This window comes from Micromonospora rifamycinica, assembly GCF_900090265.1.
Taxonomy (GTDB): domain Bacteria; phylum Actinomycetota; class Actinomycetes; order Mycobacteriales; family Micromonosporaceae; genus Micromonospora; species Micromonospora rifamycinica.
In genome coordinates, this window is record NZ_LT607752.1 from 5,285,151 (window position 1) to 5,298,366 (window position 13,216).

Annotated in this window: 8 protein-coding genes, 1 pseudogene and 1 riboswitch; of the genes and pseudogenes, 7 read left to right on the top strand and 2 right to left on the bottom strand. The window is 73.2% G+C overall.

Translation table 11 applies throughout. From position 1 onward, the window contains the following. The first annotated feature begins 4 nt into the window (after positions 1-4). Both GA0070623_RS22230 and GA0070623_RS22235 read left to right on the top strand, forming a co-directional pair. Positions 5-1,684: an ABC-F family ATP-binding cassette domain-containing protein gene (locus tag GA0070623_RS22230; RefSeq protein WP_067301482.1), complete on the top strand. Its 1,680-nt coding sequence runs from the start codon at positions 5-7 to the stop codon at positions 1,682-1,684. 86 nt (positions 1,685-1,770) lie between these two features. After that, a complete protein-coding gene (locus GA0070623_RS22235) occupies positions 1,771-2,733 on the top strand; it encodes an aldo/keto reductase (RefSeq protein WP_172898446.1) in 963 nt (320 codons plus the stop codon). Between the two features lie 176 nt (positions 2,734-2,909). Here GA0070623_RS22235 and GA0070623_RS22240 read toward each other — a convergent pair whose 3' ends face one another. Continuing rightward, positions 2,910-3,455 (bottom strand): hypothetical protein, encoded by a 546-nt coding sequence (locus GA0070623_RS22240; protein ID WP_067301488.1) that lies wholly within the window; start codon positions 3,453-3,455, stop codon positions 2,910-2,912. A gap of 77 nt (positions 3,456-3,532) precedes the next feature. Further along, the gene (locus GA0070623_RS22245; RefSeq protein WP_089004148.1) at positions 3,533-9,352 is read right to left on the bottom strand and encodes a ThuA domain-containing protein; all 5,820 of its coding nucleotides are present in this window, start codon (positions 9,350-9,352) and stop codon (positions 3,533-3,535) included. A gap of 337 nt (positions 9,353-9,689) precedes the next feature. After that, a riboswitch (TPP riboswitch) is annotated at positions 9,690-9,799 on the top strand. Here GA0070623_RS22245 and GA0070623_RS22250 point away from each other — a divergent pair. The 5 genes and pseudogenes from GA0070623_RS22250 to GA0070623_RS31705 all read left to right on the top strand — a co-directional run. Further along, complete coding sequence (locus tag GA0070623_RS22250) at positions 9,794-10,420, top strand: thiamine phosphate synthase (protein ID WP_067301494.1); 627 nt, start codon at positions 9,794-9,796, stop codon at positions 10,418-10,420. Its footprint overlaps the riboswitch before it by 6 nt. Then, the gene (gene thiO, locus GA0070623_RS22255) at positions 10,414-11,484 is read left to right on the top strand and encodes a glycine oxidase ThiO (protein WP_067301497.1); all 1,071 of its coding nucleotides are present in this window, start codon (positions 10,414-10,416) and stop codon (positions 11,482-11,484) included. Before GA0070623_RS22250 ends, thiO begins: the two co-directional genes overlap by 7 nt. Positions 11,485-11,493: 9 nt before the next feature. Continuing rightward, complete coding sequence (thiS, locus tag GA0070623_RS22260; protein WP_067301500.1) at positions 11,494-11,694, top strand: sulfur carrier protein ThiS; 201 nt, start codon at positions 11,494-11,496, stop codon at positions 11,692-11,694. 5 nt (positions 11,695-11,699) lie between these two features. Further along, a complete protein-coding gene (locus GA0070623_RS22265; protein WP_084261014.1) occupies positions 11,700-12,470 on the top strand; it encodes a thiazole synthase in 771 nt (256 codons plus the stop codon). Between the two features lie 526 nt (positions 12,471-12,996). Then, positions 12,997-13,143 (top strand): annotated as a pseudogene (locus tag GA0070623_RS31705) (thiamine phosphate synthase); the annotation flags it as partial. Positions 13,144-13,216: the final 73 nt, after the last annotated feature.

The following is a 13,216-nucleotide window of genomic DNA, read 5'->3' on the forward strand; positions in this document are numbered from 1 at the left end:
CGGCGTGGGATACGTGGACGTGGCAGCCGTGGGGCACATCCTTCCGGACGGTCGGGAGCTCTTCGCCGACGTGTCGTTCCGGGTCGGCGAGGGTGCCAAGGTCGCCCTGGTCGGGCCGAACGGCGCGGGCAAGACGACGCTGCTGCGGATGGTCGCCGGTGACCTGCCGGTACGCACCGGCACGATCGCCCGCTCCGGCGGGCTCGGCGTGATGCGGCAGTTCATCGGCATGATCGGTGACGAGTCGACGCTGGCCGACCTGGCCCTGTCCCTGGCCCCGCCGGCACTGCGCGACGCCGGCCGGCGGCTCGCCGACACCGAGCAGGCCATGCGGGCGGCCGAGCTGCGCGGCAAGTACAGCACCGCCGCCGGCAAGGCGCAGCTCGCGTACGCCGACGCGCTGGCCGCCTGGGGCGAGGCCGGCGGGTACGACGCCGAGGTGCTCTTCGACACCGTCACCACCACCGTGCTCGACCTGCCCTGGGAGGCGTCCCGGGACCGCCCGGTGCGGACCCTGTCGGGAGGGCAGCAGAAGCGCTTCGCCCTGGAGCTGCTGCTGCGCGGCACCGACGAGGTGCTGCTGCTCGACGAGCCGGACAACTTCCTCGACGTGCCCGGCAAACGCTGGCTGGAGCAGCGGCTGCGCGAGTCCGCCAAGTCGGTGCTGTACGTCTCGCACGACCGGGAGCTGCTGGCCCGCAGCGCCGACCGGGTGGTCGCCGTCGAGGGCGGTAGCGCCTGGGTGCACCCGGGCGGCTTCGCCAGCTGGCACGACGCCCGCACCGCCCGGCACGCCCGCCTCGACGAGCTGCGCCGCCGCTGGGACGAGGAGCACCAGAAGCTGCGGGAGCTGATGCTGATGTACAAGCAGAAGGCCGCGTACAACGACGGGCTGGCCTCCCGCTACCAGGCCGCGCAGACCCGGCTGCGCAAGTTCGAGGAGGCCGGGCCGCCGCCCGTACCGCCGAAGGACCAGGACATCCGGATGCGGCTGGCCGGCGGGCGGACCGGCAAGCGCGCGGTCATCTGCGAGCGGCTGGAGCTGGAGGGCCTGACCTACCCCTTCGACCTGGAGCTGTGGTACGGCGACCGGGTGGCGGTGCTCGGTGCCAACGGCACCGGCAAGTCGCACTTCCTGCGCCTGCTGGCCCGGGGCGGCACCGACCCGGACCCGGCCAACGGCCCGGTCGACGGGGCCGCCGCGCTCGCCCCGGTGGCCCACGGCGGGGCGGTCCGGCTCGGCGCGCGGGTCCGGCCGGGGCACTTCTCGCAGACCCACGACCGGCCGGAGCTGATGGCCAAGACCCTGGTCGAGGCGTTGTGGCGGGGCGACGAGCACCGGGAGGGGATGGACCGGCACGCGGCGATGGCGGCGCTCAGCCGCTACGAGCTGGCCGGTCAGGGCGACCAGCGCTTCGGCACCCTCTCCGGCGGTCAGCAGGCCCGGTTCCTGGTGCTGCTGCTGGAGCTGTCCGGGGCGACCCTGCTGCTGCTCGACGAGCCGACCGACAACCTCGACCTGGCCTCGGCCGAGGCGCTGGAGGCCGGGCTGACCGCGTTCGCCGGGACGGTGGTCGCGGTCACCCACGACCGCTGGTTCACCCGGTCGTTCGACCGGTTCGTGCTGTTCCGGTGCGACGGGGACGTGGTGGAGACCCCGGAACCGGTCTGGGACGTGGGCTGAGCCGGCCACGCGGAACGTGCGGTGACGACCACGCCCGGTCACCGGGCGTGGTCGTCGCCGGTCGGAGCCGGTCCGGCCGGCATAGGGTGGATCTCGTGACTGAGATGACCTACCGCCGGCTGGGCGACTCCGGGCTCGTGGTGTCCGTGGTCGGCATCGGCTGCAACAACTTCGGCCGCAAGCTCGACCTCGACGGCACCCGGGCGGTGGTCGACGCCGCGCTCGACGCCGGGATCACCCTCTTCGACACCGCCGACATCTACGGCGAGCCCCCGGGCGGCTCCGAGGAGCTGCTCGGGCAGGCCCTCAAGGGCCGCCGGGACGACGTGGTGCTGGCCACCAAGTTCGGCATGTCGATGGGCGGGCGCAACGGGCGCGACTTCGGGGTACGCGGCTCCCGGCGGTACGTGGTGCGGGCGGTCGAGGCGTCGCTGCGCCGGCTCGACACCGACCACATCGACCTCTACCAGCTGCACGAGCCCGACCCGGACACCCCGATCGACGAGACGCTCGCCGCGCTGGACGACCTGGTCCGCGCCGGCAAGGTCCGCTACCTGGGCAACTCCAACTTCTCCGGCTGGCAGATCGCCGACGCCGACTGGACGGCGAAGACCCGGGGGCTGACCCGGTTCGTCAGCGCGCAGAACCACTACAACCTGCTCCACCGGGACGCCGAGGTGGAGATCATCCCGGCCTGCGAGCGCTTCGGACTGGGCCTGCTGCCCTTCTTCCCGCTGGCCAACGGGCTGCTCACCGGCAAGTACCAGCGCGACACCGCCCCGCCCGCCGGCAGCCGCCTCGCCGGCGGTGGCCGGTACGCCGAACGGCTGGCCGCCGCCCGCTGGGACACCATCGAGGCGCTCGGGGCGTACGCGGCACAGCGGGGGCTCACCCTGCTCCAGGTGGCCATCGGCGGGCTGGCCGCCCGGCCGGCGGTGGCCTCCGTCATCGCCGGGGCGACCACGCCCGAGCAGGTGCGGGCGAACGCCTCCGCCGGCGGCTGGCAGCCCACCGACGCCGACCTCGACGCCCTGGACGCCCTGCTCTGACCGTCCGGTCGGCCCGGCCGCCGCGCCGCGTGGCACATCCAGGCGGGGCCGGTCGGAGGCTGACCCGACCGGGGCGGTTCCGGCCCGGTCCGGGGTTGACGCGCGTCGGCCCCGGACACCGGTGGTGTCCGGGGCCGATCGGTCGCCGGTGGATGGCGGGAACCGGTGCCGGGACGTCAGCCGCCCAGACCGGCCGGCTGTTCCCCGGGGCCGGGGTCGGCCCGGCGACGACGCCACAGCAGCGCCGCCGCGGCGACGACCACCACGAGTCCGCCGGCCAGCCACGGCCACCACCGGACCCCGGCCGGATCCGCCCGGTCCGCCGGGCGCGCGGCGGCGACCGGCGACGGCGACTGGGCCACCCGGGCCTGCACCTGGGCGGTCGCCGTGCTCTGGTACGGGGCGGGCGCGCTGACCGTCACCCGCCAGTCGCCGGGGGCCAGCAGCGGGCCGCTGCTGTAGAAGCCCTGCCCCTCGCCGGCCGGGGCGATCTGCACCGGACCGGCCGTCCGGCCACCCTCGCCCTCGGCCGTCACGGTGAGCCGGACCGGCTGGTCCAGCCGGTGCCCGTCGGCGTACACCGCCATCACGGTGACCCCGCCGGCACCGTCACCGGCCACGGTCAGCTTGACCTTCCCGCCGTGCGCCGCCGCCGGACCCGCCGGCAGGGCCACCAGGCCCGCCACGACCAGCGCGGCGGCGAGAGCTCTGAAGCTACGCATCGACGTCTCCTTCCGATGTGGAGGGGCCGCCCCCACCGTCGGTGTCGACGGTGGGAGCGGCCCCGTGGTGGTGCTCCTTACAGCGAACCGCCCTTGGCGATCCGGGTGGGGTCGGCACCGAGCCGGCCCGCCCCGTCGACCGACTTGTTGCTGTTCGCCTTGACGCCGGCCTTGGTGGCCGCGCCGCCGAGCCGGACGATCATGGCGTCGGCGTCCCGGACCAGCACGTCCCGGACATCGGTGTCGGTCACCACCGCGGTGTCGGTGGCCAACGCCTTGAAGGCGGTCAACTGCTGCACCGCCCGCTTGTCGTTGCCCGCCGCCTCGGACTCCCGCACCGCGTCCAGCTTGTTGGACAGCTGACGGTGCGCCTTGGTGGTGAGTCGTCCGGTGGCCTTGAACCGGTCCAGCAGGTTCTGCATGTCCCGGAACGAGGTGGTGACGAAGAACCGGACCGTCGAGGTGGTGGAGTTGCCCGCCTTGTCGGTCGCGGTCACCGTCAGCTCGTGCAGGCCGAGCGGCAGCTCGTACAGCGCCTGGAGGGTGCCGCTGGCGTACGCCCGACCGTCCAGCACGCCGGAGGTCGTCTTGATGCCGGAGGTCGGGTCGACCGCCTGCCACGAGATCCGGACGTCCTGGCTGTCACCGTAGAGCTGGCCGTCGGCGATGCCGGAGACCAGCAGCGTCGGCTTGGTGCCGTCGATCTTCACGACCGCCGACTTCAGCGCCTCGACGTTGCCGGCGGCGTCGGTGGCCCGGTACAGCAGCTCGTGCGTGCCGTCCCCGGTCACCTCGACCGGCGTGGTGTACGCCGTCCAGGCGCCGCCGTCGAGCGACCACTCCAGCTTCTTCACCCCGGAACCGGCGTCGGTGGAGGTGATCACCACCGGGACGGTGCCGTTGTGCCAGCCGTCGTCGTTGGCCGGGGCGAACGACGCCGAGCTGACCGGCGCGGTGGCGTCGATCTTCACGGCGACCTTCTTCGTCGCCTCCACGTTGCCGGCCGCGTCCGTCGAGCGGAACCGCACCTCGTGCGTGCCGTCCCCGGTGACCTGCACCGGCTCGGTGTACGCGGTCCAGGTGGTGGCCCCGTCGAGCTGGTACTCGGTGCTCGCCACCCCGCTACCGCCGGCCTCGTCGGCCGCCGCCAGCGTCACGGTGACCGGGCCGGTGTACCAGCCCTCGGTCGGGGTGCCGGAGACGGTGGCCGTGGTCACCGGGGCGGTCGTGTCGGCCGCCTTGGTGGAGAGCCGGAAGTAGTCGAACGAGGCCGTCTTCGAGGTGGCCGCGTTCGCGCCGAGGGTGAACAGACCGATCTTCGGGGTGGCCCCGACGGCGGCGTTCGTCACCGTCTCGAACGTGGTCCACTCCTGCCCGTCGGCCGAGTAGGACGCGGTGAAGGTGTCACCGGCCCGGGCCAGCCGCAGGTACCACACCGCCGAGGTCAGGTTGGAGACCTGCGGCTGCGGGTTCTGCGTCACCCCGGCGAGCTCGCCACGGAACTCGATCCGCCGCGACGGCGTCTGACCCGCCTGGTTGTCCACGATGAAGTCCAACTTGACGTAGTTGTCGTCGTCGGCGTGGACGATCAGACCGGCCTGCTGGTACTGCTCGGCCAGCGCGCTGCCGTCGACCTTCGTCTCCAGGGTCCAGTCGCCGCTCGGCGCGGTCTGGAGGATGAAGTTCGTCGGACCGGTGTTGCTGGTGCCGTAGATGTCACCCTTCGGCACGTCGATCTTCAGTGCGCCGTCGGCCACCCGGTAGGCGGCCGGGTCCTCCCGGAGCACCGCGTTCCACCGGCACTTGTCGAGCGTGGTGCCGGTGAACTCGTCCGACGGGACGACCGGGCCGGCCGGGGCGTCCGGCGAGACCAGGAACGACTCGAACACCGCGTCCACCACCGGGGCGGTGGTGCCGCCGTTGAGGGCGAGCAGACCGATCCGCGGGTTGGTGATGCCGGCCAGCGCGGCGGACCGGCCGACCGGGGTGAACGTGGCACCGTCGGTCGAGAACTGCGCGGTCAGGTTGGTGCCGTCGCTGATCAGCCGCAGCCAGATGGTGTCACCGGCCGGTGCGGCCACGGCGTCCGCCGCGTCGTTGCGGGGCGTCCCGGCGGTCTCCCGGATGAACTCCACCTTGCGCGACCCGCCGTAGAGCAGGTCCACCTTGGCGTAGTTGTCGTCGTCGCCGTAGATCAGCAGGCCGGCCTGCTGGTAGTCGGCGGTGACGGGCACGGTGACCTTCGTGGTGGCCTGCCAGGCCCCGCTGGGTGCGGGCTGGAGCACCAGGTTGGTCGCGTCGTTGCGGGAGCCGTACAGGTCACCCGAGGAGGTGGGCAGCCGCAGCGCGCCGCCGGAGACCGAGTAGAGCTGGTTCTCCCGGACCACCGACCAGCGGTCCTTGTCGAGGGTGTTGCCGGTGAACTCGTCCGACCGCGCTCCCAGGCAGGAGTTGGTCGGCGCGTCCACCTTGACCGGGACGGTCGCGTAGGACTTCGCGCCCCGCTTGTCCGTCACCGTCAGGGTGGCGGTGAAGGTGCCCGGGGTGGTGTAGGTGTGGGTGGCGTTCAGGGTCGTCGCCGTCCCGCCGTCACCGAAGTCCCAGGCGTACGTCAGCGGAGTGTCACCCTCGGTGTCGGTGGCCGTGCCGGTGAAGGTCACGGTGACCGGCGCGGTGCCGGTCGCCGGGGTGGCGGTGGCCGTCACCTGCGGCGGCGCGTTGTCGGTCACGCCCCGTCCGATGAAGTCCATCCAGTTGACGTTGAACAGCGAACCGGTGCCACCGGCCGGGTCCTTGGCGACGAAGTACAGCGCACCCTCCGCACCGGCCGTCACCGGCGCGGTCACGTCGACGAACTGCTGCCAGCCACCAGTGCTCGGCACGGTGGCGGTGGCCACCACCGGACCGTCGACGGCACCGGCGTGCACGTCGATCCGGCCGCCCTGGGCCTCGGAGGCCACCCGGAACCGGATCTGCTCGACCCCGGTCAGGTTGGCCGGGACGAGCGACCACCAGTCGCCGTCCTCGATGAAGCCGATGTTCTGGCCGCCACCGGCGGGGTCGGTGGTGGTCTCCTTCTGCACGCCCGGGTCACCGCCGCCGGTGCTGCCCGGGGCCCGCCCGGTGGCCGTGTAGTACTCGGCCTGCTTGCGCTTGGGCTGGAGGATCTCGATCGCCCGACCGGTCAGCGGGCCGGCGCCGCCGGTGCCGCCGTCGTCGGTGTAGGTGGCCTCGAAGACCGCGAAGACGTTGGCCTCCGCGCCGTGCCCGGACGCCAGCGAGGTCTGCACGGTGCCGGTGCAGCCGGTGTGCTGCTCCAGCGGGTGGGCGTGCTCGTCGTGGCCGAGCAGCACCTGCAGCTGCACCCGGTCACAGTCGACGGTGCCGTCCTCCGGGTCGGTCACCTTGATCGTGTACTTGACCTGGTCACCCCAGTCGAAGAAACCGCCGCTGGGCGGGAACTCGATGGTCACCGTCGGGGCGGTGTTGCCGACCGTCACCGGCACGTTCGCCACGGCGGTCCGGCCCTTGGGGTTGGTGACGGTGAGCTGCGCGGTGTAGTCGCCGGCCGTGGTGTAGGTGTGGGTGGGGTTCGCCTCGGTGGAGGTCTGCCCGTCGCCGAACTTCCACGCGTAGGTCAGCGTGCCGCCGTCCGGGTCACGCGACCCGGCGCTGGAGAACTTCACGGTCAGGGGCGCGGCCCCGGAGGTGGGGTCGGCGCTGGCCTCGGCGATCGGGGCGCGGTCACCGGCGGTGTAGTCGATCCGGTAGACCCCGGAGTCGTCGTTGTTGCCGCCGAAGCCGGTGCCCCACTCGATCATGTAGAGCGCGCCGTCCGGGCCGAACTCGAAGTCCATCGGGCGGATCATCGGCATGCCGGTGAGCAGCTGGTTGATGTCGATCAGCGTCTTGCCGTCCTGGCTGACCTGCATCGTGTACATCTTCGACTGGTTCCACTCGCCGAGCAGCGCCTTGCCGTCGTAGTACGCCGGCCACTTGCGGGTGGAGTTGCTGTCGGCGTCGTAGCGGTAGACCGGGCCGCCCATCGGGGCGCCACCGCCACCGATCTCGGGGAAGCGCGGGTCGCCGGCGTAGCCGTAGTCCACGGTCGCCGGGACGACCGGCGGGAGGTTGGTCAGGCCGGTGTTGTTGGGCGAGTCGTTGACCGGTGCGGCGCAGTCGAACTTCGCCCCGCTCGGCCCGGACGGGAAGGTGTAGTCGTTGTACGCCCGGTTGTTGCCGACGCAGTACGGCCAGCCGTAGTTGCCGGCCGTGGCGACGATGTTCCACTCCACCAGGCCCTCGGGGCCCCGGTTCGGGTTGGCCGCCGAGGCGTCCGGGCCGTAGTCGGCGACGTAGAGGGTGTCGGTCTTCTGGTCGACGCCGATCCGGAACGGGTTGCGGAAGCCCATACCGAAGATCTCGGGGCGGGTCTTCGCGGTGCCCGGGGCGAACAGGTTGCCCGCCGGGACGGTGTAGGTGCCGTCGTCCTCCGGGTGGATCCGGATCACCTTGCCGCGCAGGTCGTTGGTGTTGCCGGCGCTGCGCTGCGCGTCGTAGTCCTGCCGGCCGGCCCGCTCGTCGATCGGCGTGAAGGCGCTCGACTCGAACGGGTTGGTGTTGTCGCCGGTGGCCAGGTAGAGGTTGCCCTGCGAGTCGAAGGTCATGCTGCCGCCGGCGTGGCAGCAGGTGTTGCGCTGCGTGTCGACCTGCAGGACGACCTTCTCGGTGGCCTTGTCGATGGTGTCACCGTTGACGGTGAACCGGGACAGGTAGTTGCGCGGGGCGCCACCGGCCGGTGCGTAGTACAGGTAGATCCACTTGTTGGTGGCGAAGTCCGGGTCGAGGCGCAACCCGAGCAGGCCGTCCTCGTTGCCGGTGAAGACGTCCAGCCGGACGGCGGTGACCGTGTTGCCGGTGTCCGGCTTCACGATCTGCACCCGGCCGTCGCGCTCGGCGTAGAACACCCGGCCGTCCGGAGCGATGTCCAGCTCCATCGGGTTGTTGGTGTTGCTGTCGAGGGTGACCTTCTCGAAGTTCGCGGTCTTGGAGGCGCCGCAGTCGGCGTTCTCCACCCCGGCCGCGGTACGGATGCCGCCGAGCAGGTGGCTGAGGAACTCCGGCTCGGTGTACGACGCCTGGGTGTGGCCGCCGCCGGTGTACCAGGACCGGCCGCCGTCGTAGTCCTGGCACCAGGCGGTGGGGTGGTCGGCGCCCATCGCGCCGGCGCCCGGGCTGTAGGACTTCTCGTCCAGGCTGGCCAGCACGTGCACCTTGGAGCGCGGGTTGGTGCGGAAGTTGTACCACTCGTCGAAGCGGGACCAGCGGTCCGGCAGGTCGGCGGTGGACGGGTGCGCGTGGTCCTCGACCTTGACGGTGGCCTGCTGGTTGGCCGGGTGGCCGGAGAAGTACGCGCCGACCAGGTTGCCGTACCAGGCCCAGTCGTACTCGGTGTCCGAGGCGGCGTGCACGCCGGCGTAGCCGCCGCCGGCCTTGATGTAGCGCTCGAACGCGGCCTGCTGGGTGGCGTCGAGGACGTCACCGGTGGTGGAGAGCCAGATCACCGCCTGGTACTTGGCCAGGTTGGTGTCGTTGAAGGCGGCCCCGTCCTCGGTGGTGTCGACGGTGAACCCGTTGTCGGTGCCGAGCTTCTGGATCGCGGCGATGCCGGCCGGGATGGCGTCGTGCCGGAAGCCGGCGGTCTTGGAGAAGACCAGGACGGAGAACGGTTCGGCGGCTGCCGCCGCCGGTGCCGGGGCGGCCTGTGGCCGGGCCGCCGCGACGGGAGCGGCCTGGGCGGGGGTGCCGCCGATCAGACCGCTGGCGAGTAGGGAGAGGGCCAGTAGACCGGCGCCCAGTGGGCCGCGACGTGCGCGGCGATGGCGGGATGGAGACACTCCATGCTCCTTTTGTCCGTGCTGGACAGTGGTGGGGGCATGGGGACGACTCGCCGCAGACCGTCCCCGGTCGGATGGGTGCGGGCCCGCCGAGGTCCGCATCGGTGGCGATCAGGTGCCGGCCTCGTCGAGGCCGCGCACCGGAATAATGTCGATCGGTTGAACAAATTAGCGCCGCTGGATTGGTTTCCGGCAAGGCATGAGCATGTAACGATTCGGTATCGTCGACTCACCTTTCCGGCTTATGTGGAGAGAGGGGGCAAAAGACAGTCATCGATAGGCTTGGATCAATCTAACACCCCTTGGCGGATCAGCGGATCTGTCGTACGGTCACAGACACGTGACCCACGGGAGCCCGGTACACCGGGCTGAGAGGGGGGCTGAGAGCCCCCGACCGTCGAACCTGATCCGGATAATGCCGGCGCAGGGAGGAGAGTTGCCGTGCCGTCCCTCGGCCGACTGCACCTGATCACCGACACCCGACCCGGGTGCGACCCGCTCGCCGTCGTCCGGGCCGCCCTCCCGGTGGCCCGCGCCGAGCTGGTCGTCCAGGTCCGGGTCACCGACGGGACCACCGACCGGCAGGCCTACGACCTGGCCCGCCGGGTCCGCGCCCTCTGCCTGCCCTACCGGGCCACCTGCCTGGTCAACGACCGGCTGCACGTGGCCCTCGCGGTGGACGCCGACGGCGGCCACGTCGGCGCGGACGACCTGCCCGTGGCGGCGGCCCGCCGGGTCCTCGGCGTCGACGCCGTGCTCGGCGCGACCGCCCGGGAACCCGGCGGCGCGGCCCGGGCGGTGGCCGCCGGGGCCAGCTACCTGGGCGTCGGCCCGTGCCACCGGACCACCACCAAGACCGGCCTGCCCGACCCGATCGGCCCTGCCGGGGTACGCGCCGTCGCCGAGGCCGTCACCGTGCCGGTGATCGCCATCGGCGGGGTCACCGCCGCGACGGTGCCGGCGCTGCGGGCCGCCGGGGCGTACGGGGTGGCCGTGGTCGGGGCGCTCTCCACCGTCGCCGACCCGGGCCGGGCCACCGCCGGGCTGATCGCGGCGCTGACATGCTGACCGGGCCGGACGTCGCCGTGGTCGGGGCGGGACCGGTCGGGTTGGCGATCGCCTGGCGCTGCGCCGCCCGTGGCCTGCGGGTGGTCGTGCACGATCCGGCCCCCGGCTCCGGTGCGTCGCGGGTCGCCGCCGGCATGCTCGCCCCGGTCGCCGAGGCCTACTTCGGGGAACGGGAGCTGACCGGGCTGCTCGTCGACTCGGCCGCCCGCTGGCCGGGCTTCGCCGCCGACCTCACCGCCGTCGCCGGCACCGGCTTCGGCCACCGCACCGACGGAACCCTGGTCGTCGGGCTGACCGGGGACGACCTGGCCGAGGCGCGCCGACTCTGGACGTACCAGCAGGGGTTGGGACTGCCGATCAGCGCGCTGCGCCCGTCGCAGCTGCGGGACCGCGAGCCGGCGCTGACCCCCCGGCTGCGCGGCGGGGCGGTCGCCCCCGGCGACCACCAGGTCGACCCGCGCCGGCTGGTCGCCGCGCTGCGGGTCGCCGCCGAACGGGCCGGCGTGACCCTGCTCCCCGGCGCGGTGACCCGGCTGGCCGACCTGACCGCGCCGGTCGTCGTGGTCGCCGCCGGGTGCGGCGCCGCCGCGCTGACCGGGCTGCCGGTCCGCCCGGTCAAGGGCCAGGTGCTGCGGCTGCGCGCGCCCGACCACCGCCCGCCGTGCTTCCGGCACGTCATCCGGGGGTACGCCGACGGCGAGGCGGTCTACCTGGTCCCCCGGGACAGCGGCGAGGTGGTGGTCGGGGCGACCGTGGAGGAGCGCGCCGACACCGAAGTGACCACCGGGGCGGTGCTGCGGCTGCTCCGGGCCGCCGTCGACCTGGTCCCCGAACTCGCCGAGTACGAGCTGGTCGAGGCGACCGCCGGGCTGCGGCCCGGCACCCCGGACAACGCGCCGGTCCTCGGGCCACTGCCCGGCCGGCCCGGCGTGCTCGCCGCCACCGGCCACCACCGGCACGGCATCGTGCTCACCCCGGTCACCGCCGACCTGATCACCGAGCTGATCGTCACCGGCCGGCCGGACCCGCTGCTCACCCCCTTCACCGCCGACCGGTTCCACTGAGGAGGACACGTGCGACTGATCGTCAACGGCGTCGGCCGTGAACTGACCGGCGGCGCGACCGTCGCGGACCTGGTCGCCACGGTCACCGAGCAACGCCGCGGGCTCGCCGTCGCGGTCAACGGCGAGGTGGTCCCCCGGGGCGGCTGGCCGGCGACCCTGCTGCGCGACGGTGACCGGGTCGAGGTGCTCAGCGCCGCGCAGGGCGGGTGACCGGGATGCCCCTCACCATCGCCGGGCAGACCTTCACCTCGCGGCTCATCCTCGGCACCGGCGGCGCGGCCAACCTGCACGTGCTGGAGCAGGCGATCCGGGCCTCCGACACCGGACTGGTCACCCTGGCCCTGCGCCGGGTCGACACCGCGCCCGGCACCGCCGGGGGACTGCTCGACCTGCTCGACCGGTGTGCGGTACGGCTGCTGCCCAACACCGCCGGCTGCTACACCGCCGCCGACGCGGTGAAGGTGGCCCGGCTGGCCCGGGAGGCGTTCGACACCGACTGGGTCAAGCTGGAGGTGATCGGCGACGAACGCACCCTGCTCCCCGACGGGGTGGAGCTGCTGCGGGCGGCCGAGGAACTCGTCGCCGACGGCTTCGTCGTGCTGCCGTACACCTCCGACGACCCGGTGCTGGCCCGCCGGCTGGCCGACATCGGCTGCGCGGCGGTGATGCCGGCCGGTGCCCCGATCGGCTCCGGGCTGGGCGTGACCAACCCGCACCACATCCGGCTGATCCGGCAGAGCGTCGACGTGCCGGTGATCCTCGACGCCGGGATCGGCACCGCCTCCGACGCGGCGCTCGCCATGGAGCTGGGCTGCGACGGGGTGCTGCTGGCCAGCGCCGTCACCCGGGCCGCCGACCCGACGGCGATGGCCACCGCCATGCGGTACGCCGTCCGGGCCGGGCGGCTCGCGTACACCGCCGGTCGGATTCCCCGCCGCTTCCACGCCCTCGCCTCCACTCCCGACGACGGACGGCCGGACCTGTGAACCGCCCCCGCCACCACCGTCTCCCCTGCCCCTTCCCCTGCTTCCTCCACCGCCGCCGCCCCCGCCTCTGCCCCCACCGCCCGCCCGGGCCTGCGTCCCCGCCCTCTGCTGTGTCTACGCCTGTGCCTGTGCCTGCGCTCTCACCTGCGCTTGTGCCTGCTTTCGCGCCTGAGCCTGTGCCTGTGCTCGCGTCTGCGTCTGTGCTCGCGCCTGAGCCTGTGCCTGTGCTCGCGTCTGCGCCTGCGGCCGGGGCGGAGGCTAGTAGATCTTGGAAGAAATCGGCCCCTCAGGGGGCCACTTGCTTCCAAGATCTCTGTACTGGCACTGGCACTGGCACTGGCGTCGGCACCGGTGTCGGTGTCGGTGTCGGTGCAGAGGCCGGAGGGGGTGCCGTCGGGGGGTGGGTCGGTTGGTGACCGGGACGGTACGGACGGGTCCGGGGTCAGGGCGGGGTGACAGTCGGCCGTCGGGGGTGCTGCTGCTGACCGACCGACGGGCGGCGCGGACGGACCTCGTCAACGTGGTCGCGGGGGCGGTGCAGGGTGGAGTCCGCTGGGTGGTGCTACGGGAGAAGGACCTGCCCCGCGCCGAGCGGGTCGCCCTCGCCGTCGATCTACGGGCGGTCCTGGCCGGGACCGGCGGCACCCTGATCGTCGCCGGCCCCGACCCGCTCGACGACGGGTCCGGCGGCTCCGGCGGCTCCGACGGCTCCGACGGCTCCGGCGGCTCCCGCGGCTCCGACGGGT